Origin of the sequence: Caldovatus aquaticus, from assembly GCF_019458025.1 — a bacterium.
In the GTDB taxonomy this organism is placed as follows: Bacteria; Pseudomonadota; Alphaproteobacteria; order Acetobacterales; family Acetobacteraceae; genus Caldovatus; species Caldovatus aquaticus.
In genome coordinates this window covers 1-21,917 of sequence record NZ_JAHZUY010000062.1, presented here as the reverse complement: position 1 = coordinate 21,917, position 21,917 = coordinate 1, and the positions used below count along the sequence as shown (strand labels likewise).

At 76.1% G+C, this 21,917-nt stretch carries 20 protein-coding genes; 10 read left to right on the top strand and 10 right to left on the bottom strand.

Going from position 1 to position 21,917, the window contains the following annotated elements:
- Nucleotides 1-111 precede the first annotated feature (111 nt).
- From K1J50_RS15980 to K1J50_RS15960, 5 genes are all read right to left on the bottom strand, one after another.
- Complete coding sequence (locus tag K1J50_RS15980) at nucleotides 112-1,230, bottom strand: OmpA family protein (RefSeq protein WP_220118761.1); 1,119 nt, start codon at nucleotides 1,228-1,230, stop codon at nucleotides 112-114.
- A 556-nt stretch (nucleotides 1,231-1,786) separates the two neighbouring features.
- Entirely contained in the window at nucleotides 1,787-2,872 is a 1,086-nt protein-coding gene (locus tag K1J50_RS15975; protein ID WP_220118760.1) for an OmpA family protein, read from the bottom strand.
- A 246-nt stretch (nucleotides 2,873-3,118) separates the two neighbouring features.
- Nucleotides 3,119-4,264 (bottom strand): 5-(carboxyamino)imidazole ribonucleotide synthase, encoded by a 1,146-nt coding sequence (locus K1J50_RS15970; RefSeq protein WP_369413625.1) that lies wholly within the window; start codon nucleotides 4,262-4,264, stop codon nucleotides 3,119-3,121.
- Complete coding sequence (gene purE / locus K1J50_RS15965; RefSeq protein ID WP_255575355.1) at nucleotides 4,261-4,767, bottom strand: 5-(carboxyamino)imidazole ribonucleotide mutase; 507 nt, start codon at nucleotides 4,765-4,767, stop codon at nucleotides 4,261-4,263. The genes K1J50_RS15970 and purE overlap by 4 nt, the downstream gene beginning before the upstream one ends.
- Nucleotides 4,764-4,964, bottom strand: coding sequence for a YdcH family protein (locus tag K1J50_RS15960; protein ID WP_220118759.1), 201 nt, complete (start codon nucleotides 4,962-4,964; stop codon nucleotides 4,764-4,766). The genes purE and K1J50_RS15960 overlap by 4 nt, the downstream gene beginning before the upstream one ends.
- A gap of 160 nt (nucleotides 4,965-5,124) precedes the next feature.
- Between K1J50_RS15960 and K1J50_RS15955 the strand changes: the two genes are divergently transcribed.
- The 5 genes from K1J50_RS15955 to K1J50_RS15935 all read left to right on the top strand — a co-directional run bounded on the left by K1J50_RS15955 (nucleotide 5,125) and on the right by K1J50_RS15935 (nucleotide 10,136).
- A complete protein-coding gene (locus K1J50_RS15955; protein WP_220118758.1) occupies nucleotides 5,125-5,304 on the top strand; it encodes a YdcH family protein in 180 nt (59 codons plus the stop codon).
- A gap of 189 nt (nucleotides 5,305-5,493) precedes the next feature.
- The gene (locus tag K1J50_RS15950) at nucleotides 5,494-7,107 is read left to right on the top strand and encodes a peptide chain release factor 3 (protein ID WP_220118757.1); all 1,614 of its coding nucleotides are present in this window, start codon (nucleotides 5,494-5,496) and stop codon (nucleotides 7,105-7,107) included.
- Nucleotides 7,104-7,289, top strand: a complete 186-nt coding sequence (locus tag K1J50_RS19440; RefSeq protein WP_188902718.1) for a TraR/DksA family transcriptional regulator — start codon at nucleotides 7,104-7,106, stop codon at nucleotides 7,287-7,289. The genes K1J50_RS15950 and K1J50_RS19440 overlap by 4 nt, the downstream gene beginning before the upstream one ends.
- Before the next feature lie 130 nt (nucleotides 7,290-7,419).
- The gene (locus tag K1J50_RS15940; protein WP_220118756.1) at nucleotides 7,420-8,589 is read left to right on the top strand and encodes a serine hydrolase domain-containing protein; all 1,170 of its coding nucleotides are present in this window, start codon (nucleotides 7,420-7,422) and stop codon (nucleotides 8,587-8,589) included.
- Nucleotides 8,590-8,666: 77 nt separating this feature from the next.
- Nucleotides 8,667-10,136 (top strand): ADP-ribosylglycohydrolase family protein, encoded by a 1,470-nt coding sequence (locus K1J50_RS15935; RefSeq protein WP_220118755.1) that lies wholly within the window; start codon nucleotides 8,667-8,669, stop codon nucleotides 10,134-10,136.
- A 19-nt stretch (nucleotides 10,137-10,155) separates the two neighbouring features.
- On the opposite strand, the gene K1J50_RS15930 is transcribed toward K1J50_RS15935, so the two are convergent.
- Both K1J50_RS15930 and K1J50_RS15925 read right to left on the bottom strand, forming a co-directional pair.
- Entirely contained in the window at nucleotides 10,156-11,445 is a 1,290-nt protein-coding gene (locus tag K1J50_RS15930; RefSeq protein WP_220118754.1) for an adenylosuccinate synthase, read from the bottom strand.
- A gap of 5 nt (nucleotides 11,446-11,450) precedes the next feature.
- Nucleotides 11,451-12,599: an ATP phosphoribosyltransferase regulatory subunit gene (locus K1J50_RS15925; protein ID WP_220118753.1), complete on the bottom strand. Its 1,149-nt coding sequence runs from the start codon at nucleotides 12,597-12,599 to the stop codon at nucleotides 11,451-11,453.
- Nucleotides 12,600-12,800: 201 nt separating this feature from the next.
- Here K1J50_RS15925 and K1J50_RS15920 point away from each other — a divergent pair, with 201 nt between their 5' ends.
- Complete coding sequence (locus K1J50_RS15920; RefSeq protein ID WP_220118752.1) at nucleotides 12,801-13,346, top strand: hypothetical protein; 546 nt, start codon at nucleotides 12,801-12,803, stop codon at nucleotides 13,344-13,346.
- Nucleotides 13,347-13,359: 13 nt separating this feature from the next.
- On the opposite strand, the gene serA is transcribed toward K1J50_RS15920, so the two are convergent.
- The gene (serA, locus tag K1J50_RS15915) at nucleotides 13,360-14,955 is read right to left on the bottom strand and encodes a phosphoglycerate dehydrogenase (protein WP_220118751.1); all 1,596 of its coding nucleotides are present in this window, start codon (nucleotides 14,953-14,955) and stop codon (nucleotides 13,360-13,362) included.
- Nucleotides 14,955-16,142, bottom strand: a complete 1,188-nt coding sequence (locus K1J50_RS15910) for a phosphoserine transaminase (RefSeq protein ID WP_220118750.1) — start codon at nucleotides 16,140-16,142, stop codon at nucleotides 14,955-14,957. The genes serA and K1J50_RS15910 overlap by 1 nt, the downstream gene beginning before the upstream one ends.
- A 121-nt stretch (nucleotides 16,143-16,263) precedes the next feature.
- Here K1J50_RS15910 and K1J50_RS15905 point away from each other — a divergent pair, with 121 nt between their 5' ends.
- On the top strand, nucleotides 16,264-16,536 hold the full coding sequence (locus tag K1J50_RS15905) for a hypothetical protein (protein ID WP_220118749.1): 273 nt from the start codon (nucleotides 16,264-16,266) through the stop codon (nucleotides 16,534-16,536).
- Nucleotides 16,537-16,696: 160 nt separating this feature from the next.
- On the opposite strand, the gene K1J50_RS15900 is transcribed toward K1J50_RS15905, so the two are convergent.
- Nucleotides 16,697-17,794 (bottom strand): 4-oxalomesaconate tautomerase, encoded by a 1,098-nt coding sequence (locus tag K1J50_RS15900; RefSeq protein ID WP_220118748.1) that lies wholly within the window; start codon nucleotides 17,792-17,794, stop codon nucleotides 16,697-16,699.
- Between the two features lie 142 nt (nucleotides 17,795-17,936).
- On the opposite strand from K1J50_RS15900, the gene K1J50_RS15895 reads away from it, so the two are divergent.
- The 3 genes from K1J50_RS15895 to lptG all read left to right on the top strand — a co-directional run bounded on the left by K1J50_RS15895 (nucleotide 17,937) and on the right by lptG (nucleotide 21,817).
- Nucleotides 17,937-19,370, top strand: a complete 1,434-nt coding sequence (locus K1J50_RS15895) for an FAD-binding oxidoreductase (RefSeq protein WP_220118747.1) — start codon at nucleotides 17,937-17,939, stop codon at nucleotides 19,368-19,370.
- 90 nt (nucleotides 19,371-19,460) lie between these two features.
- Nucleotides 19,461-20,654 (top strand): LPS export ABC transporter permease LptF, encoded by a 1,194-nt coding sequence (gene lptF, locus K1J50_RS15890; RefSeq protein ID WP_220118746.1) that lies wholly within the window; start codon nucleotides 19,461-19,463, stop codon nucleotides 20,652-20,654.
- Nucleotides 20,651-21,817 carry an LPS export ABC transporter permease LptG gene (gene lptG, locus K1J50_RS15885; RefSeq protein ID WP_220118745.1) on the top strand — a complete coding sequence of 389 codons (1,167 nt, stop codon included), beginning with the start codon at nucleotides 20,651-20,653 and terminating at the stop codon, nucleotides 21,815-21,817. The genes lptF and lptG overlap by 4 nt, the downstream gene beginning before the upstream one ends.
- Nucleotides 21,818-21,917 lie beyond the last annotated feature (100 nt).

Below are 21,917 nucleotides of genomic sequence, written 5' to 3'. Positions count from 1 at the left end.
GCGAACGCCGGGCTGCGAGACGGCAACACGCGCCCGGCCGCGCCCCGCCGATGCGAAGGGGGCGCCCGGCGGGCGCCCCCCCTGCGGTTCGCGTGGCGGGCCGGCGGCGGCTCAGCGCAGCACGATCTCGACCCGGCGGTTCTGCGGCTCGCGCACCCCGTCCGCCGTCGGCACCAGCGGCCGGCTCTCGCCGAACGCCTGCACCACGATCTGCTCCCGCGGCACCCCGTTGCGCACCAGCTCCGCCGCCACGTTGTCCGCCCGCCGCTGCGACAGGCGCTGGTTGTACTGCGGCGTCCCCGACCGGTCCGCGTGCCCCGCCACCTCGATCCGCGTCACCTGCTGCGTCCGCGCCGCCTGCGCCGCCTCGGCCACGATCTGCCGCGCCCGCGCCGTCAGGTCCGCCCGGTCCCAGTCGAAGAACACCAGGAACGTCCGCGCCGCAGGCGCAGGCGCCGCCGCCGGCGCAGGCGCCGGACGCGCCGGCGCCACCTGCCCGAAGTTGTAGCGAACACCAACCAGCAGCGAGTGGTTGAGGTTGTCCGCCTCGACCTTGCCGCGCGCGACGACGGCGCCGCCCGGCAGCGCGATCACCCGCGCGTCGTGCTCGGGCGAGAGGGTGCCGAAGAAGCGGTACTCGGCCGTCACCGCGAGCCCCGGAACGGGCAGGTTGAAGGCGAGGCCGGCGATGGCCTGGTAGGCGAAGCGGTTGTCCCAGTCGTCGGAGGCGAAGCGCAGCCCGAAGACGTTGCTGGTCGCGCGCAGCTTGTGCGTCTCGATCCAGGCCCAGCCGGCGCCGAGGCCGACATAGGGCGTCACCGGAAGGTCGCGGAACAGGGCGAAGTCGTAGAGGACGTTCGCCATCACGCTGACGGTGCGCTGGCTGCCGCGATACTGCGCGAGCGCGCCGGAGAAGGGGGCCGCGAGGCTGGGGGCGATGCCGGCCTTATCGATGTGGTTCCAGCGGTAGCCACCCTCGATCTCGGCCCGCAGCCCGTTGCCGAAGCCCCAGCCGAGGCTGAGCACGCTGGCCGTGCCCGCCTGCCAGTCGATCTCGCCGAGCGTGCCGCCGCCCTTCGCTTCGACGTCCGTGCTCTGCAGCAGGTTCACGCCCGCGCCGCCCGCGATGTAGAGCCCGCTCACCGGCTGCGCCCGCGCCGGAGCCGCCGCCAAAGCGAGCGGCAGCGCCACCGCCAAGCTTGCTGCAAGAACCGTCTTTCCCCGGGTCATTCTGTCCCCTCCTTATCCCGCCCGCACGGCGACCACCCCGCCCCGCAGGCAGCGCCGCCCGATCACGCCAGCCACCTTACGCGTTTCGAATCATTGCACAATGCCAAAGGAGCGAGTGGGGGGCCGGCACGCGGGCGGGGCGGGAGGAACGTGCGCGCGGGCCACGCCGCCGCTTCCGCCGCGCCGAGCCGCTACGGCCCGGGACCGCGCGATGCGCCGTCGCCAGCCGAGCGGGAGAGCAGGCGCGCTACCATGTGCGGTGAGGCTAGTGGGCCTGCCGCTCTCGGGCGCGCGGCCTGAGCGGCTTCGGCGCGCGAATGCCGCCGCCTCCGCCGTGCCGATGCCGGGAGGCGGCGAAGTTACCAGGGAGGCGCATGTCGGAGCGGCCACGATGGCACCCGCGGCCGTGCGAGGAACATCCGGCCCCGCCGGGCTGCGTGCGTGCGCGAACGCCGGGCTGCGAGACGGCAACACGCGCCCGGCCGCGCCCCGCCGATGCGAAGGGGGCGCCCGGCGGGCGCCCCCCCTGCGGTTCGCGTGGCGGGCCGGCGGCGGCTCAGCGCAGCACGATCTCGACCCGGCGGTTCTGCGGCTCGCGCACCCCGTCCGCCGTCGGCACCAGCGGCCGGCTCTCGCCGAACGCCTGCACCACGATCTGCTCCCGCGGCACCCCGTTGCGCACCAGCTCCGCCGCCACGTTGTCCGCCCGCCGCTGCGACAGGCGCTGGTTGTACTGCGGCGTCCCCGACCGGTCCGCGTGCCCCGCCACCTCGATCCGCGTCACCTGCTGCGTCCGCGCCGCCTGCGCCGCCTCGGCCACGATCTGCCGCGCCCGCGCCGTCAGGTCCGCCCGGTCCCAGTCGAAGAACACCAGGAACGTCCGCGCCGCAGGCGCAGGCGCCGCCGCCGGCGCAGGCGCCGGACGCGCCGGCGCCACCTGCCCGAAGTTGTAGCGAACACCAACCAGCAGCGAGTGGTTGAGGTTGTCCGCCTCGTAGCGGCCGGTCGTCCGCACGCCGGTCGAGAGGTCGGTCACGGTCGCGTTCAGCTTCGGCGAGAGGGTGCCGAAGAAGCGGTACTCGGCCGTCACCGCGAGGCCGGGCAGGGCCTCGATCGGCACCGACAGGCCGGCGATCGCCTGGTAGGCGAAGCGCCCGTCCGTGTCGTTGATCAGGGCCGCGGTGTTCGGGCTCTGGAACCGGGTCTGGCCGCCGACATTGTCGTACTCGTGCCACGCCCAGCCGATACCGGCGCCGAGGGTGATGTGGACCGGCCAGCGCTGCACCGCGCCGATGTCGTACAGCGCGTTGGCCATCACGCCGTAGGTCTTGATGTAGCCGCTGCGGCGCACCAGGCGCTCCGAGGTCGGACCGGGCAGGCCGCTGACGGTGATGCGGTCCACGTCGTTCCAGCGGAAGTTGCCCTCGACCTCGGCCCGCAGCCCGTTGCCGAAGCCCCAGCCGAGGCTGGCGACGACCCCCCAACCCGGGCTGCTCTCGATCTTCACGCCGTCGTCGGTGCTGTTCTGGTGCCAGTTGGCGCCCGCACCCGCACCGACATAGAGGCCGGTCACCGGCTGCGCCTGCGCCGCCAGCGGCAGCGACAGCATCGTCGCGGCCAGGAGCGCCTTCCTGAGGCTCATGCCCACTCTCCTCACTTGCCACCCCACCCGGCCCCCCGCCCCCCCAGCCCGGGCCGGGCGCGGGCCCCCGCCGGGCCCAGGCCCGCACGCCCCGAGTCCGACGTTGCGTGAGGGGAAGCTAACACCGGTTCATTCGCGTGCCAGTATGTCGTCTGTCGTTTCCGGCCTCCTGTGGCGGTCGCGCCACAGTCGCCGATGGCTTTTCAGCCACATGGCGCGCCCGCCCTGGACCGGACCGGCGCCGCCTCAGAGCCCCCCCAGCGCCTCCGCCTCGCCGAGGCGCGCCAGCGCCCCGCGCGGCAGCAGCCGCGTCGCATGGCCGAGCTTGCGCCCGGGCCGCGCCTCCGCCTTGCCGTAGAGGTGCGGCGCCACCCCCGTCATCCGCAGCAGCGCCGGCCAGCGCGCCACCCCCTCCGGCCCGATCAGGTTGCGCATCACCGCATCGGAGTGCCGCTCCGGCGCGGCGAGCGGCAGCCCCGCCACCGCCCGCACATGCTGCTCGAACTGCGAGGCGAGGCAGGCCTCGAGGGTCCAGTGCCCGGAATTGTGCGGCCGCGGCGCGATCTCGTTGCCCAGGAGCCGCCCGTCCGGCAGCAGGAACATCTCGAGCGCCACCACTCCGACCAGCCCGAGCCCCTCCGCCACCCGCCGCACCGCGTCCCGCGCCGCCTCGGCCACCGCCGGCGGCACCCGCGCCGGGGCGAAGCTCAACTCCAGGATGTGCGCCGGGCCGTGCCGGTTCTCCACCGCGTCGAACACCGCCACCGTCCCGTCCGCCCCGCGCGCCGCGATCGCCGAGATCTCGGCCGCGAAGGGCACGAACGCCTCCAGCACCAGCGGGTGCGGCGCGAGGCGGGCGAAGGCCGCCGGCGCCTCCTCCGGCCGGCGCAGCACCGCCTGCCCGCGCCCGTCGTAGCCGAGCCGCGTCGTCTTCAGCACCGCCGGCAGCCCGACCGCCGCGAGCGCCGCCGCAAGCTCCGCCTCGTCCCGCACCGGCCGCCAGGGGGCGACCGCCACGCCGACCGATTCGAGGAACGCCTTCTCCCGCAGCCGGTCCTGGCAGACCCGCAGCGCCTCCACCCCCGGCCGGCAGGGCACCAGCGGGGCCAGCACCTCCAGCACGCGCGCCGGCACGTTCTCGAACTCGAAGGTCACCACGTCGCAGGCGCGCGCGAAGGCGGCGAGCGCCGCCTCGTCCTCGTAGGGCGCGACGGTGCGCGCCGCCGCCACCAGCATCCCGGGCGAGTCCGGCTCCGGGGCGAAGACGTGGCAGCGATAGCCGAGCCGCGCCGCGGCCAGCGCCGACATGCGCCCGAGCTGGCCGCCGCCGAGGATGCCGATCGTCGCCCCGGGCGGCAGCGCCCCCTCCGGCACCGGGATCGCGCCGCTCACGCCGGCGTCTCCGGCACCGCCTCGGTCTGCGCCGCGCGCCACGCCTCCAGCCGCCGCGCCAGGGCGGGGTCCGAGAGCGCGAGGATCGCCGCCGCGAGCAGGGCCGCATTCACCGCCCCCGCCCGCCCGATGGCGAGCGTTCCCACCGGCACCCCGGCCGGCATCTGGACGATGGAGAGCAGGCTGTCCACGCCGGCCAGCGCCTCGCTGCGCACCGGCACGCCGAGGACGGGCAGGCGCGTCATCGCCGCCGCCATCCCGGGCAGGTGGGCCGCCCCGCCCGCCCCGGCGATGATCACCCGCAAGCCCCGCCCCGCCGCCGCCCGCGCGTAGGCGTAGAGCCGCTCCGGCGTGCGGTGCGCCGAGACCACCCGGCACTCGTGCGGCACGGCGAGCTTCTCCAGCGTCTCCGCCGCATGGCGCAGGGTCTCCCAGTCGGAGCGGCTGCCCATGATGATGCCGACCAGCGGCGGTTCCGCCGCCGCCACGCCCTCGGCGCTCATGCGATGATGTCCGGCAGCAGCCGGCTCTCCAGCCAGGCGATCTCGTCCTTCAACTTCAGCTTCCGCTTCTTCAGGCGCTGCAGGTGGAGCTGGTCCGTGGGACTGTTCTCGAGGCGTGCGATCACCGTGTCGAGGTCGCGATGCTCGATGCGCAGCTCGTGCAGACGGCGGAGGAGGGAATCGCGATCGGCCAGCATGGGCACGCCTGCTGCGTCGGGAAAGTCCCGGATGCGCCCCGGGACGCGGCGCCATAGCATGGCGGGGGGCGGCGCGGGAACAGCCGCCCTCCCCCGCCCGCCGCGCCGCCGGGGCCGGGGAGCCGCGCGGGGAGAAGCACCGATCACGGGAGGCCGCCGCATGCCGGACGCGCCGCTGCTCGCCAGGATCCGCGCCCTCGAGGAGCGCCACGAGGCCCTGGAACGCCGCCTGGCGGAGGAGGAGGCGCGGCCCCGCCCCGACCCGGACGCGCTGCATCGCCTCAAGCGCGAGAAGCTGCGCCTGCGCGACGCGATCGCGCGGCTGCGCCGCGAGGGCTGACGGAGGGATCGCCGCGGCCCGCTCGCCCGGCGCGGCCGGCCGCGGATCGTCCCTGGCGCCGGGGCGCCGGGGCCCCTACATCGGCACCGAGCCCAACCCGGCCGACGCCCCACCGCACCGCCTACGCGCCCGCGCGGCGGAGGCGGCGCCGCGCTTCGGCCCCTCGCGAGCCCGCCAGCGCCCCAGCCGATGGACCTGCCCCTCCCCGCCTCCCGCGTCGCCGCCGAGGCCGCCCGCCGGCGCACCTTCGCCATCATCGCCCACCCCGACGCCGGCAAGACCACGCTGACCGAGAAGCTGCTGCTGAAGGGCGGCGCCATCCAGCTCGCCGGCGCGGTGCGCGCCAAGCGCGACGCGCGCCGCACCCGCTCCGACTGGATGAGGATCGAGCAGGAGCGGGGCATCTCCGTCGCCACCTCGGTGATGACCTTCGAGCGGGCGGGGCTCGTCTTCAACCTGCTCGACACGCCGGGCCACGAGGACTTCTCCGAGGACACCTACCGCACGCTGACCGCCGTGGACGCCGCGGTGATGGTGCTCGACGCCGCCAAGGGCATCGAGGCGCAGACGCGCAAGCTGTTCGAGGTCTGCCGCCTGCGCGACATCCCGATCCTCACCTTCGTCAACAAGATGGACCGCGAGGGCCGCGACCCCTTCGACCTGCTGGACGAGATCGAGCGGACCCTCGCCCTCGACGCCGCGCCGGTCGCCTGGCCGGTGGGGCGCGCGCAGGACTTCGCCGGCACCTTCGACCTGCTCGCCGACCGCTTCCTCCCCCTGGACGCGACCGAGGCCGGGGCGGTCGCGCTCGACGGCCCCGGCGATCCGCGCCTCGCCGCCCTGGTCGGCGCCGAGCGCGCCGCCCTGCTGCGCGAGGAGGCGGCGCTCGCCCTCGCCGCCTGTCCCGCCTTCGACCTCGCCCGCTTCCGCGACGGCACGCTGACGCCCGTGTTCTTCGGCTCCGCGCTGCGCGACTTCGGCGTCGGCCACCTGCTCGACGGCCTCGCCCGCTACGCCCCGCCGCCGCGTCCGCGCGCCGCCGACGCGCGCGAGGTCGCGCCCGAGGAGGACCGCCTGACCGGCTTCGTCTTCAAGGTCCAGGCCAACATGGACCCCAACCACCGCGACCGCGTCGCCTTCGTGCGGATCTGCTCCGGCCGCCTGCTCAAGGGCATGCGCCTCAGGCAGGTCCGCACCGGCAGGCAGGTCCCGGTCAACGCGCCGCTGTTCTTCTTCGCCAAGGACCGCCAGGTGGCCGAGGAGGCCTGGCCCGGCGACGTGGTGGGCATCGCCAACCACGGCACCTTGCGCATCGGCGACACCCTGACCGAGGGCGAGGCGCTGAACTTCCGCGGCGTGCCGAGCTTCGCCCCCGAGATCCTGCGCCACATCCGGCTCGAGGACCCGATGCTCGCGAAGAAGCTCCGCACCGCCCTCGGCCAGCTCGCCGAGGAGGGCGTCGTGCAGCTCTTCCGCCCGCGCGACGGCTCGGCCCCGGTGGTCGGCGTCGTCGGCCAGCTCCAGCTCGACGTGCTGCAGAGCCGGCTGCGCGCCGAGTACGGCATCCCGGTCGGCTTCGACGCCACGCCGTGGGAGGTGGTGCGCTGGGTGGCGGCGGAGGACCGCGCCGCCCTCGAGCGTTTCGCCGCCGCCCACCGGCGCGACATGGCGGAGGACCACGACGGCGCCCTCGTCGCCCTCTTCGCCTCCGACTGGCGCCGCCGCCGCGCCGAGGAGGAGTGGCCGATGCTGCGCTTCCACGCCGTGCGCGAGCAGCACGGGCTGGAGGCGGCGCGACCGTGACGCGCCCGCCGCCGCGCCGCGCGGCCGCGCTGGCGCGCATCGCCGCCGCCCTCGCCCGCATCGAGTCCGGCGAGTACGGCTGGTGCGCCCGCTGCGGCGAGCCCATCGCCCCGGGGCGGCTCGCCCCCGATCCCGCCCTCCCCACCTGCGTCGCCTGCGCCGGGCAGGCCGGCGGCGGATAGGCGGCCCCCGCCGCGCCGCGACGACCCGCCCGCCTCCTGGCCGCCTCGTGATCCCGGGGCGCCGCGCAACGGCCTAGGCTCGCCGTCTCCGCCGCGCGCGTCCGGCCGCCGGCGGAAGGGGGGCCGCACCATGCCGCAGACGACGATCGACACCGCCCTGCGCGACGCCGCCGAGGCGCGCGCGGTCCCCGGCGTCGTCGCCCTCGCCGCCACCGCCGACGGCCGCACCCTCTACCAGGGCGCCTTCGGCCGCCGCGACCTCTCCGCCGAGGCGCCGATGACCGCCGACTCGGTCTTCTGGATCGCCTCCATGACCAAGGCGGTCACCTCGCTCGCCGCGCTCCAGCTCGTCGAGCGGGGCCGGCTCGACCTCGACGCCCCGCTCGGCCGCCTCCTCCCCCTCCTCGCCGACCCGCAGGTGCTGGAGGGCTTCGACGCCGCCACCGGCGCCCCGCGCCTCCGCCCCGCGCGCCGTCCCGTCACGCTGCGCGCCCTCCTCACCCACACCGCGGGCTTCGGCTACGGCATCTGGAGCGAGGCGCTCGGCCGCTACCTCGAGCACACCGGCCTCCCCGCCATCACCACCTGCCGCAACGACGCGCTCCGCCTGCCGCTCCTCTTCGACCCCGGCGAGCGCTGGGGATACGGCATCAACACCGACTTCGTCGGCAAGGCGGTGGAGGCGGCGAGCGGCCTCCCCCTCGACGACTACCTGCGCGAGCACGTCTTCGGCCCGCTCGGCATGCACGACACCGGCTTCCTCCTCACCCCCTCGCAGCGCGCGCGCCTGGCGCGCATGCACCAGCGCGGCGCGGACGGCGCGCTCGCCCCGACCGATTTCGAGATGCCGCAGCAGCCCGAGTTCTTCATGGGCGGCGGCGGCCTCTACGGCACGGCGCCCGACTACCTCCGCTTCCTGCGCCTGGTGCTGAACGGCGGCACGCTCGACGGCGTGCGCCTGCTGCGCCCCGAGACGGCGCGGGAGATGACGCGCAACCAGATCGGCGCGCTGCGCGTGACGCCGCTGCGCAGCGTGGTGCCGCCCCTCTCGAACGACGCCGAATTCTTCCCCGGCCTGCCGAAGGGCTGGAGCCTCGCCTTCCAGGTCAACCTCGCCCCCGCGCCGACGGGTCGCAGTGCGGGCGGCCTGGGCTGGGCGGGCCTCGCCAACACCTACTACTGGCTCGACCCGGCGAAGGGCGTGGCGGGCGTGATCCTGATGCAGCTTCTCCCCTTCGCCGATCGGCGCGCGCTCGAGCTGTTCGCGGCCTTCGAGCGGGAGGTGTACGCGGCGCTCTGACGTCCCCGGCCGACGTCCCGCTTCCACCGACCGGAACGGGCGCGATAGGATCGTGCCTCCCGGGGGGGGGACGCGCCATGCGCACGAGCATCACCCATCCGCTGCAGATCGCCGCCGTGACCGCGGGGCCGGGATTCGGCCGCATCGGCATCACCTTCTGCCCCGGCAAGAAAGACCCGGCGGCGATGAGCGGCCCCTGGGACCGCGACCTGGCGCTCGACCTCGCGGCGATCCGCGCCTGGGGTGCCGCCCTCGTCGTCACGCTGACGGAGGAGCACGAGCTGCACCTCCTCGGCGTCCCGCAGCTCGGCGCGGCGGTGCAGGCGCAGGGGATGGACTGGCTGCACCTGCCGATCCGCGACGTCTCCGTCCCCGACGCCGCCTTCGAGGCGGCGTGGGCGGACTCCGGCGCCGCGATCCGCGCCCGGCTCGCCGCGGGCGAGCATGTCCTGGTGCATTGCCGCGGCGGCCTCGGCCGCGCCGGCACCGTCGCCGCCCGCCTCCTCGTCGAGCTCGGCGTGCCGGCGGAGGAGGCCATCGCCCGGGTGCGCGCGGCCCGCCCCGGCGCCATCGAGACGCCGGCGCAGGAGGCGCATGTCCGCGCCTGCCGCCCCGTGCCCCCGCGCGACACCGCCGCCGCCTCTCCCGGCGCCGAGGACCGCGCCGTCGGCGCCCTGCTCGGCCTCGCCGTCGGCGACGCCGTCGGCACCACGCTGGAGTTCGCCGCACGCGACAGCCGGCCGCCGCTGACCGACATGGTGGGCGGCGGCCCCTTCCGCCTCGCCCCCGGCCAGTGGACCGACGACACCGCGATGGCGCTCGCCCTCGCCGACAGCCTGCTCGCCCGCGGCGGCCTGGACGAGCAGGACCTGCTGCGCCGCTTCCTCGCCTGGTACGAGCGCGGCGAGTACTCCTGCACCGGCACCTGCTTCGACATCGGCATCACCACGCGCGAGGCGCTCGCGCGCTTCCGCCGCACCGGCGCCGACCATCCCGGACCCACCGATCCGCGCAAGGCGGGCAACGGCTCGCTGATGCGCCTCGCCCCGGTCGCGCTGCGCTTCCGGCGCGACCGCGCGGCGCTGCGCGACGCCGCGGCGCGGCAGAGCCAGACCACCCACGGCGCCGCCGAGGCGGTGGACGCCTGCATCGCCTTCGCCGAGCTGCTCGCCGACGCGATCGAGGGCCAGCCGCGCGAGGCCGTGCTGCGCCCGCGTCCGGGCCCTTACGCCGGGGCGATCGGCGCGATCATGGCCGGCTCCTGGCAGGGCAAGGCGCGCCGGGACATCCGCGCCAGCGGCTATGTCGCGCACTCGCTCGAAGCCGCGCTGTGGTGCGTCGCGCAGGCCGAGGACTTCCGCGCCGCCGTGCTGCTCGCCGCCAATCTCGGCGAGGACGCCGACACCACCGCGGCCATCGCCGGCCAGCTCGCCGGCGCCCTTTACGGCGCGAGCGGCATCCCCGCCGAATGGCGCGCGCGCCTCGCCTGGGCCGAGCGCATCGAGCGCACCGCGCGCGCCCTCTTCGCCGCCGGCGCGGCGGGCTGATCCGCGCCCGGCGCGCCCCTCACCCCGCGAAGGGGTCGCTCACCAGGATGGTGTCGTCGCGCTCGGGGCTGGTGGAGAGCAGCGCCACCGGCGCCTCCACCAGCTCCTCGATGCGCCGCACGTACTTCACCGCGGTGGCCGGCAGGTCGGCCCAGCGCCGCGCCCCGCGCGTGCTCTCCGACCAGCCCTCCATCGTCTCGTAGATCGGCTCCGCCTTCGCCTGCGCCTGCATCCCGGCGGGCAGATGGCGCAGCTCCGCGCCCTCGATGCGGTAGCCGACGCAGACCTTGATCTCCGGCAGGCCGTCCAGCACGTCGAGCTTGGTCAGGGCGAGGCCCTGGATGCCGCCGACCTTCACCGCCTGGCGCACCAGGCAGGCGTCGAACCAGCCGCAGCGCCGCGCCCGGCCCGTCACCGTGCCGAACTCGCGCCCGCGCTCGCCGAGCCGCCTGCCGATCTCGTCGCGCAGCTCGGTCGGGAACGGCCCCGCCCCGACCCTGGTCGTGTAGGCCTTGGCGATGCCGAGCACGGTGCCGATCGCCGCCGGTCCGATGCCCGCCCCGGCCGCCGCGTTGCCCGCCACCGTGTTGGACGAGGTGACGAAGGGATAGGTGCCGTGGTCCACGTCGAGCATCACCGCCTGCGCGCCCTCGAACAGCACGCGCCGCCCCGCGCGCCGCGCCTCGTCGAGGCGCTGCCACACCGGCTCGGCGAAGGGCAGCAGCCTCGGCGCCAGCGCGAGCAGCTCCTCGAGCAGCGCCTCCTTGCCGAACTCCGGCGCGCCGAGCCCGCGCAGCAGCGTGTTGTGGTGCAGCAGCAGCTCGTCGAGCTTGCGCTCGAGCGTCTCCGGCTCGGCGAGGTCGCAGAGGCGGATCGCGCGCCGCGCCACCTTGTCCTCGTAGGCCGGGCCGATGCCGCGCCCCGTGGTGCCGATCGCCCGAGCCCCGCGCGCCGCCTCGCGCGCGCGGTCGAGCGCCGGATGCAGCGGCAGGATCAGCGGCACGTTCTCGGCGATGCGCAGGTTCTCCGGCGTGACCTCGAGCCCCTGCCGCCCCACCCGCGCGATCTCCTCGAGCAGGGCGCGCGGATCGAGCACCACCCCGTTGCCGATGATGCCGAGCTTGCCGCGCACCACGCCCGAGGGCAGCAGCGAGAGCTTGTAGGTCTCGCCCCCCACCACCAGGGTGTGCCCGGCGTTGTGCCCGCCCTGGAAGCGCACGACGATGTCGGCGCGGCTGGCGAGCCAGTCCACCACCTTGCCCTTGCCCTCGTCGCCCCACTGGGCGCCGATGACGGCGACATTGGCCATCCGCGTCAGTCCTTCCCGAGCGGGACGGGCTCGCCGTCCCGCGCCACGTGCGTGCAGCGCAGCGCCTGCGGGCTGTCCGCCGCCGACAGCGCCGCCACCGTCGCGAAGCCCTGCGCGCGCAGCCGCCGCCCGACCTCCGGCGCGGTGCCGGGCGGGAGGAACACGCGCGGCCGCGGCGCCGCCTCCGGCGCCGCGCGCAGCACCGCGTCCGGATAGAGCGTCATCCCGGTTGCCGGCTCCTCGCCGAGCGCGACGTAGCGCCCGCCGCGCGCCAGCTCGCCGACCCGCCCCGCGCCGTAGATCGTGAAGGCGACGCCGGTGTGATAGCGGAAGCCGCGGAATTCGACCGGGTCGAGCGTGATGCGCAGGCCCGGCGCGCGCGTCCGGATCGCCTCCACCACCGCCGCCGCGTTGTCGGCGATCGCCCGCGCCGCGGGCGGCAGCGCCGCCGCAGCGAGCGCCGCGAGCGCCCCGTCCGCCGGCCCGGCGGCGGCGAGCAGGGCGGTGAGCGGCGCCGCCGCCGGCCCCGCCTCCGCCGCCAGCGCCGCGACCCGCGCCGCGTCCTTGCGGTCGAGCGCGCGCGCGAGCCGCCCGCGCAGCGCGCCCTCCACGCCGGCGGCGTCGAGCAGCGCCGGCGCCATGCGGGGGAGGGTGATGTCGAGGCTCACCCCGGTGACGCCGGCCGCCGCCAGCGCCTCCACCGCCACCACCGCCACCTCGGCGTCGGCCTCGGCCGAGGCGGCGCCGATCAGCTCCACCCCGGCCTGCGGGAGCTGCCGCTCCGGCGCGAGCTGGGTGCCGCGCACCCGGAGCACCTGCCCGGCATAGGAGAGGCGCAGCGGCCGCGGCACGCGCGCGAGCCTGGTCGCGGCGATGCGCGCCACCTGCGGCGTGGTGTCGGCGCGCAGCCCCATCATGCGCTGGCTCACCGGGTCCATCAGGCGGAAGGTCTGCTCCGCCACCGCCGCGCCGGAGCCGGCGAGCAGGCTGTCCTCGAACTCGAGCAGCGGCGGTCGCACCCGCTCGTAGCCGTGCAGGGCGAAGACGCCCATCATCGCCTCGACCAGCGCCGCCTCGCGCTCCGCCTCGGGCGGCAGCAGGTCGAACAGGCCGGCGGGCAGCAGGGCGGGGTGGGGCGGTTCGTCGGTCGTCATCGCAGCGGCTTGCCTGGGCCGGGGCGGCCGGCGCGCGCGGCGGCGCGGCCGCGCGCCGCCGCCCTCGTCCGGCCGCTTGTGGCAGGGGGTGGGCGGGGCCGCAACCCCCGCGCGCGGCAGGGCCGGCCCCGCGGCGCCGGCGCTGGCGCTTTCCGCCGGGCGGCCCATCTTCGGCGCACCGCCGGTTCCGGAGCCGTCACGATGCGCCACCTTGCCCGACGCCCCCTCCTGCTCGCCCTGCCCGCCCTCGGTGCCGCCTGCGCGGCCGATCCGGCGGCGGAGCACCTGTTCGGCGTCGGCGATCCGGTGCGCGGCGCCGCGCTCAACGCGCCGCGCCTGCTCGGCGACACGGCGCAGTATGCGGGCCGCCCCGCGGAGGCGGCGCGCGCCCTGGTGCAGCTCGAATTCCTCGCCCACGCCCTCGCCGCCGAGCCGCGCTACGCGCCCGAGGTGCAGCCGACGGTGCTGTTCCAGCTCCGCGCCGCGCGGGCGGAGGCGCGCGCCGCCCTCGGCATCGCGCCGGACGCGCCGGCCGAGGCGGTGATCGCCGCCCTGCGCGCCGCCGCGGACGCCCTCGATGCCGGCAGCCCGGCGCGCGCCGAGGCCGCGCTCGACGCCCCGCGCATCTTCACCCTGGGCCCGCGCGCCACCCTCGCCCGGCTCGGCGCCCTGCCGCCGCTGCCGCGCACGCGCGAGGCGGCGGGGGCGGTGGCGGCGGAGCTCGACCGCCTCGAACGCCGGCGCTGACCGCGGGCGGGCGTCAGAAGGCGAGCGGGGTCGCCTGCATCACCAGCGGCAGCCGGCGCACCCGCGCCAGCACCTCCTCCGGCATCGGCGCATCCAGCCCGACCAGGCAGATCGCATCGCCCCCCGGCGCGCTGCGGCCGAGGTGCAGGGTGGCGATGTTGATCCCCGCCTCGGCGAGCGTCATGCCGAAGCGGCCGATGAAGCCCGGCTTGTCCTGGTTGGTCACGTAGAGCATGTGCGGGGCGAAGTCGGCCTCGACCGGGATGCCCTTGATGTCCACGAGGCGCGGCCGGTCGCCGACGACCAGCGTCCCGGCGACGCAGCGCTCGAAGCGGTCGGTCGCCACCGTCAGGCGCACGAGGGTCTGGTACTCGCCGCTGCGCTCGAGCGTCGTCTCCGCCACCTCGATGCCGCGCTCGCGCGCCACCACCGGCGCGTTGACCATGTTCACCGCGCCGAGCAGCGGCGCGAGCACGCCGGCGAGCGCCGCCGCGGTCAGCGGCCGGTGGTTCAGCTCCGCCGCGTGCCCCTCGTACTCGACGCGGATCGCCCGGATCACGCCCTGCTGCGCCGCGGTGAGCTGCCCGGCGAGGCTGCCGAGCAGCCGCGCCAGCTCCATGTAGGGCTTGAGGCGCGGCGCCTCCTCCGCGGTCACGCTCGGCATGTTGATGGCGTTGGAGACGGCGCCGGTCAGCAGGAAGTCCGCCATCTGGTCGGCGATCTGCAGCGCCACCTTCTCCTGCGCCTCCATGGTCGAGGCGCCGAGATGCGGCGTGCACACCACGTTCTCCAGCGCGAACAGCGGGCTCTCCGTCGCCGGCTCGGTCTCGAACACGTCGAGCGCGGCGCCGGCGAGGTGCCCGGAGGTCAGCGCCTCGTACAGCGCCTCCTCGTCCACCAGCCCGCCGCGGGCGCAGTTGACCAGCCGCGCCCCCTTCTTCATGCGGAACAGCGCCTCGCGGGAGAGGATGTTGCGCGTCTGCTCGGTGAGCGGCGCATGCAGCGAGACGAAGTCGGCCCGCGCCAGCAGCTCGTCGAGCTCGACCTTCTCCACCCCGAGCTCGCGCGCGCGCTTCTCGGAGAGGAAGGGATCGTAGGCGATCACCTTCATCTTCAGCCCGATCGCGCGGTCGGCGACGATCGAGCCGATGTTGCCGCAGCCGATCAGGCCGAGCGTCTTGCCGAACAGCTCGACGCCCATGAAGCGGTTCTTCTCCCACTTCCCGGCCTTGGTGGAGGCGCTCGCCTCCGGGATCTGCCGGGCGAGGGCGAACATCATCGCGATCGCGTGCTCGGCGGTGGTGATGGCGTTGCCGTAGGGCGTGTTCATCACCACGACGCCGCGCGCGGTGGCGCTGGTGACGTCCACGTTGTCCACGCCGATGCCGGCGCGCCCCACCACCTTGAGGTTCCGCGCCGCCTCCAGCAGCTCGCGCGTCACCTTGGTCGCGCTGCGCACGGCGAGCCCGTCGTAGGGGGCGATGATCGCGCGCAGCTCGGCCGGGGAGAGGCCGGGCTTGAAGTCCACCGCGATGCCGCGGCGCCTGAAGATCTCGACCGCGGCGGGCGAGAGCTTGTCGGAGATGAGGACGCGCGGGGTCCCGGCCATCACGCGGCCTCCTTCACGAACTCCGCCTCGACCCGGGCGAAGGCCCAGTCGAGCCAGGGCAGCAGCGCCTCGATGTCGGCCGTCTCCACCGTCGCCCCGCCCCACAGGCGCAGGCCCGGCGGCGCGTCGCGGTAGGCGCCGGCGTCGAGCGCCACCCCCTCCTTCTCGAGGATCGCCACCAGCCGCTTCGCCGCCGCGGCCTGGCGTTCCGCCGGCAGCGCCACGAACCACGGCGCCACGATCCTCAGGCAGATCGAGGTGCAGGAGCGCGTGCGCGGGTCCTCGGCGAGGAAGTCCACCCACGGCGTGCGCTCGACCCAGCGCGCCACGGCGGCGAGGTTCGCCTCCGAGCGGGCGATCAGCGCCGCGAGGCCGCCGATGGATTCGGCCCAGCGCAGCCCGTCCAGCGCGTCCTCGACGCAGAGCATGGAGGGGGTGTTGATCGTCTCGCCCCGGAACAGCCCCTCGTTGATCCTGCCGCCCTTGGTCATGCGGAAGATCTTCGGCAGCGGCCAGGGCGGCGTGTAGGACTCCAGCCGCTCGGCCGCGCGCGGCGACAGCGCCAGCATCCCGTGTGCCGCCTCGCCGCCGAGCACCTTCTGCCAGGACCAGGTCACCACATCGAGCCGGTCCCAGGGCAGGCGCATGGCGAAGGCGGCCGAGGTCGCGTCGCAGATCGCGAGGCCTTCACGTTCGGGTGAGATCCAGTCGCCGTCGGGCACCCGCACGCCGCTGGTGGTGCCGTTCCAGACGAAGACCAGGTCGCGCGCCGGGTCCACCGCCGAGAGATCCGGCAGCCGCCCGTAAGGGGCCTTGAACACCCGCACGTCGGTGAGCTTGAGTTGCTTCGTGACGTCGGTCGCCCAATCGGTGGAGAAGCTCTCGAAGGCCAGCACGTCCACGCCGCGCGGCCCGAGCAGGCTCCACAGCGCCATCTCCACCGCCCCGGTGTCGGAGGCGGGGACGATGGCGAGCCGCCAGTCGGCGGGCATGCCGAGGATGGCCCGCGAGCGCTCGATCACCTCGGCGAGCCTGGCCTTCGGCGCCGCGGCGCGGTGGCTGCGCCCGAGCAGCGCGCCCTCGAGCGCGGCCAGCGACCAGCCGGGGCGCTTGGTGCAGGGACCGGAGGAGAAGCGGGGATTGGCCGGCCGGACGTCCGGCTTCGGCGCGGCGGCGAGTATCGCCATCGTGCGGTGCTCCCTTGCAGAAGCAGATGCGCCCCGGTGGGGGGGCGTGGCCCGCGCGCCGCATAGCCGATCCGGGCGGGCCGGGGCAACCCCGTCGCCGCGCTTCCGAGCGGCGGCTGCCATGCGCGCGGCGCGCGGAGGCGGCCCCGGCGCGCTGCGCCGCGCGGCGCTGTTCGCCGGCGCGCTGCCGCTGTTCTGGATCGTGCCGGAGGCGTGCCTGACGCTGCTCTCCGGCCTCGCCGCCGGCGGCGCCCACTCCCTGCTCGCGGCCGAGCTCGCCGGCCAGCTCCGCGTGCCGCGCGGCGCCGCGATCGCGCTGGCGATCTGGGCCGCAGCGATCGGCGCCGCGCTGCACGCCTTCACCGGTCAGGGCCTGCGGCTGGGAAGCTTCTAGGGCCGGTATTGCTCCTGGAGTTGCCGCTTCCGGGGCCGCGTCCCGCCGTCTCCAGCCTTCCGCGATCCCCTCCCGGGCCGCCCCCACGGCCCGCGGCGGCGGCTCGCCGGCGAGAGCCGCGCTCCTTGCGGCATCGGCTCGCCCGCGCGGGGGGGCGGCGCTACTCCGCCGCCCGCAGCGCCTGCCTGCCGGCCCAGATGCGCGCCGGGATCAGCAGGTTCCCCTCGAAGATCCGCCGCGCGGTGCGCACCACCCCGGCCCAGGCGACGTCCTCCTCGCCGTTCAGCTCCAGCGCCACCTCCAGCACGCCGGACGGATGGGCGATCCGCACCGGCCCGGCGTGCCGGGCGGCGATCCCCTCCGCCACCGTGCCGGGGACGCGCGCCGCGGTGGCGATGGCGATGCCGCCCGTCACGGCGAGCGCCTTGTGCACCGCATGCGGCGTCAGGTAGCGCGCCGCGAGCGTCGCGCCGCTTCCCGCCGCGGCCGGGCCGAGCAGTGCGACCTTCGGCACCACGCTGTCGGTCACGTCGCCGAAGCCCATGCGCCGCCCGGCCTCCAGCCGGAGCGACTCGAGCCGCGCGAGCAGCGCCGCGTCGGCGTCGATCGCCGCCGGCGCCGCGTTCGCGTCGGCGCCGACCTCGGCCGCGCGCAGCAGCATCACCGGCATGGCGCAGTCGATCAGCGTGACGGCGACGCCCGCGATCGTCTCCGTGCGCTGGCCGGTCGGGAAAAGCCTGCCGGTCTTGGCGCCCGCCACCGCCCGGAAGCGGAGCTGGATCGGCGCCGCGGTGCCGTTGACGCCGGGGATCGCCGTGTCGCCCTCGTAGGTGACGGCACCGTTCGGGGTCTGCACCACCGCCTCGACCAGGGCGCCGGTGTTGCGGTTGCGGATGCGCACCAGCGTCTCCGGCCCCTGCACCGGGACGAGCCCGGCCTCGATCGCGAAGGGGCCGACGCCCGCCAGCATGTTCCCGCAATTGGGGCGGGTGTCCACCACGCCCTTGTCCACCGCCACCTGGGCGAAGAGGTAGTCCACGTCCACCCCCGGCTCGGCCGAGGGCGAGACGATCGCCGCCTTGCTGGTCAGCGTGTTGGCGCCGCCGATGCCGTCCACCTGGAGCTGGTGCGGCGAGCCCATGGCGGCGAGCAGCACGGCATCGCGCGCCGCCGGGTCTTCCGGCAGGTCGGCGGCGAGGAAGAACGGGCCGCGGCTGGTGCCGCCGCGCATCAGGACGCAGGGGATGCGGGTCTGCATGGCTGGTGGTCCTCCCGGCCCGCCAAGGTTGCAGCCGCGGGCCGCCGGGACAAGGCGCGCCGGCGGATGGCTGCCCCGCGCCGCCGCCGCGGGCGGTCCCGCCATTGACCCCGTCCGGCCGCCGCCCGAGTGTCGCGCCGCCATGCCCGACGCGCTCCCTTCCGCCCCCGCCGGCCTGCTCGCGGCGCTCGGCGCCGCGCTCGGCCCGCGCGGCCTGCTCACCGAGCCGGCCGACCTCGCCCCCTACCTCACCGACTGGCGCGGCCTCTACCGCGGCGCCGCGCTCTGCGTGCTGCGGCCGGCGACGACCGAGGAGCTGGCCGCCGCCGTGCGGCTCTGCGCCGAGGCCGGCGTCGCCATGGTGCCGCAGGGCGGCAACACCTCCATGGTCGGCGGCGCCACCCCCGACGAATCGGGCCGCCAGGTGGTGATCTCGCTCGCGCGCATGAACCGCATCCGCGACCTCGACCCGGTGGACATGACCATGACCGCCGAGGCCGGGGTGGTGCTCAAGGCGGCGCAGGACGCCGCCGCCGCCGCCGGCTGCCTGTTCCCGCTCTCGCTCGGCGCCGAGGGCACGGCGACCATCGGCGGCGTGCTCTCCACCAATGCCGGCGGCAACACCACCGTGCGCTACGGCAACGCCCGCGAGCTGATGCTGGGGCTCGAGGCGGTGCTGCCGGACGGGCAGGTGTGGAACGGGCTGCGGCGGCTGCGCAAGGACAACACCGGCTACGCGCTGCGCCACCTCCTGGTCGGCGCCGAGGGCACGCTCGGCATCATCACCGCCGCGGTGCTCCGCCTCTTCCCCCGCCCGCGGGAGACGGAGGTCGCGTTCTGCGCCGTGCGCGACGAGGACGCCGCGCTGGCCCTGTTCCGCCGCTTCCGCGACCGCGACGAGACCGCGCTGCGCGCCTTCGAGTACATGTCCGGCACCGGCGTGGACCTCGCCGTCAGGCACATCGAGGGCGTCGCCCACCCCCTCGCGACCCGCGCCGACCACTACGCGCTCGTGGACCTCGCCTCCTCGCGCCCCGACGCCGGCCTGCGCCGCCTGATGGAGGACGTGCTGGAGGCGGCGCTCGAGGCCGGCGAGGTGCTGGACGCCGCGATCGGCGGGAGCGAGGCGCAGCGCGCCGCCCTCTGGCGCATCCGCGAGGAGCATCCGGAGGCGCAGAAGCGCGAGGGCGCCTCGGTCAAGAACGACGTCTCCGTCCCGGTCAGCCGGGTGCCGGAGCTGATCCGCCGCTGCTCCGCCGCCCTCGCCGCGCTGGTCCCGGGCAGCCGCCCGGTCCCCTTCGGCCACCTGGGCGACGGCAACATCCACATGAACCTGATGCAGCCCGAGGGCATGGACCCGGCGGCCTTCCTCGCCCGCAGCGACGACATCATGGACGCGGTGAACGCGGTGGTGCGCGAGCTCGGCGGCAGCTTCTCCGCCGAGCACGGCATCGGCCGGCTCAAGACCGACATGATGGAGGCCTGGCGCGGCGGGGCGGAGCTCGACCTGATGCGCCGGATCAAGGCGGCGGTGGATCCGCGCGGCCTGATGAACCCGGGCAAGGTGCTGCCCTGAGCGGGCGCGGGCGCCGGTTCGCTCCCGCACCGAACGGCCCCGCCCTTTGCCCGCCCCCTCCCCCGGCTGGTAGGGTGCGCCCCCCGCGCCATGACCCGCATCGACCGCTACATCTTCCGCCAGCTCGGGCTCGCGCTGCTCGCGGTCACCTGCGGGCTGGCGGCGGTGGTCTGGCTGGTCCAGTCGCTCCGCTTCCTCGAGCTGGTGCTGGAGCGCGGCCTGTCGCTCGGCGTCTTCCTCGGGCTCACCGGGCTGCTGCTGCCCAACTTCGTCGCCGTCATCCTGCCGATCACCACCTTCGTCGTGGTGCTCTTCCTCTACGTCCGCCTCGACGTGGACCGCGAGCTCGTGGTGCTGCGCGCGGCCGGGCTCTCGCAGTGGCGCCTGGCGCGGCCGGCGCTGCTGCTCGCGACGCTTTCGGCGGGGCTCGAGCTCTGGCTCAACCTGCACCTGGTGCCGCTCAGCCACGCCGCCTTCCGCCAGTGGCAGTTCGAGATCCGCAACGAGGTCGCCGCGGTGCTGCTGCAGGCGGGGGTGTTCAGCGCGATCGGCGACAACCTCACCGTTTATGTCCGCGAGCGCGGGCCCGACGGCTCGCTCCGCGGCATCCTGGTGCACGACGCGCGCGAGCGCGGTGCGCCGGTCACCATCCTCGCGCGCCAGGGCAGCATCGTGACCACGCCCCAGGGCCCGCGCGTGGACCTGCTCGACGGGGTGCGCCAGAGGATCGAGCGATCCGGGCCGCCCGGCACGCCGCCGCGCCTTTCCGTGCTCAGCTTCCGCCAGAACAGCATAGACCTCGCCCGCGCCACCCGCTCGGAGGAGGCCCGGACCCGCGATTCGCGCGAGCGCGGCGTGCGGGAACTGCTGCACCCCGACCCCGCCGAGGGCCTGCCCGAGCGGACGATCCGGCGCTTCCGCGCCGAGGCGCACCAGCGCCTGGCGGGCCCGGCGACCGCCCTCTCCTTCGCCCTGATCGCGCTCGCCTCGGCGCTGACCGGCCAGTTCCGCCGCCACGGCGGCGGGGTCCGCCTGGCGGTCGGCATCGGCGCCATGGTCGGCCTGCTGGCGCTCGGGCTGATGGTGGGCAATCTCGCCGCGCGCGACCCGGCGGCGATCCCGCTGATCTGGGCGCACGCGCTCCTGCCCGGCCTGGTCGCCGCCTGGTGGCTGAGCGGCGCGCCGGGCCTGCCGCGCCCCGTCCCGCCCCGTCCGGCCGCGCCGCGGCATGGCCGCGCCCGCGCGGCCGGGGAGGCGACCGCCGCGATGCACGCCCCGCCTTGACCGTCGCCTTCACCCTCTCCGCCTACGTGGCGCGGCGCTTCGCGTCCATGACGCTCGCCATGCTCGGCGCGCTGACCCTGCTCGTCGCGCTGTTCGACCTGATCGAGCTGCAGCGCCGCGCCGCCACCCGCCCCGACGTCGCGTTCGGCCTGGTGGCCGAAATCGCCGGGCTGCGGCTGCCCTTCGTGGCGCTGCAGATCCTGCCGTTCGCGGTCCTGCTCGGCGGCACCGTCGCCTTCTGGCGCCTGACGCGCAGCTCCGAGCTGATCGTGGCGCGCGCCGCCGGCGTCTCGGCCTGGGGCTTCCTCGCCGGGCCGGTGGCGGTGGCGCTGCTGCTCGGCGCGGTCGGCACGATGGGGCTCTCGCCCCTCTCCTCGGTGCTGTTCGCCCGTGCCGAGCGGCTGGACCAGGCCTATCTGCGCAGCGGCGGCGGCCTGACCGCGCTGGCCGGCGGCCGGCTCTGGCTGCGCCAGGCGGACCGTGAGCTCGACCCGCGCGGCGTCGCCATCCTCTCGGGCCGGCCCGTGGCGGCGCCGGCGGAGCGCGGCGGCGGCGCGGCGGCCGCCGAGCAGCGGCTCGCCGCGGCGGCCGGCGCGGCGTTCCGGCTCGCCGACCTTTCGGCCTGGCGGCTGTCCGCGGACGACCGGCCGCTTGCCCGGATCGAGGCGCCCTCCGCCCGGCTCGAGCCCGGGCGCTGGGTGCTGGAGGAGGCGGTGGTGTTCGGCCCGGACCGCGTCCCTTCGGCGCCGCACCGCCTGGAGCTGCCGACCGAGCTCACCCCCGCCCGCATCGAGGACAGCTTCGCCTCGCCCGACACGCTCGGCTTCTGGAGCCTGCCCGCCTTCATCGCGGTGCTGGAGGAGGCCGGCTTCTCGGCGGTGCGCCATCGCCTGCACTTCCACAGCCTGCTCGCCCTGCCGGTGCTGTGCGCGGTGATGGCGCTGGTCGCCGCCGGCTTCTCGATGCGCCCGGCGCGGCGCGGCGGCGTGATGCGGATGATCGCGGGCGGCGTCGCCGCGGGCTTCGCCCTGTTCGTGCTGGACCGGATCACCGGCGAGCTGGGCGAGGCCGGCACCCTGCCGGTGGTCTTCGCCGCCTGGGCGCCGACCGCGGCCGGGCTGCTGCTCGCGCTCGGGCTGCTGCTGCACCTCGAAGACGGCTAGGATCATGGGGACGGCCGGGGGTGAAGGACGCATGAGAGGAGGATTCGCCGGCGCCGCCGCGGCCGGCACGCTGGCGCTGGCGCTGGCCGGGCCGGGCGCC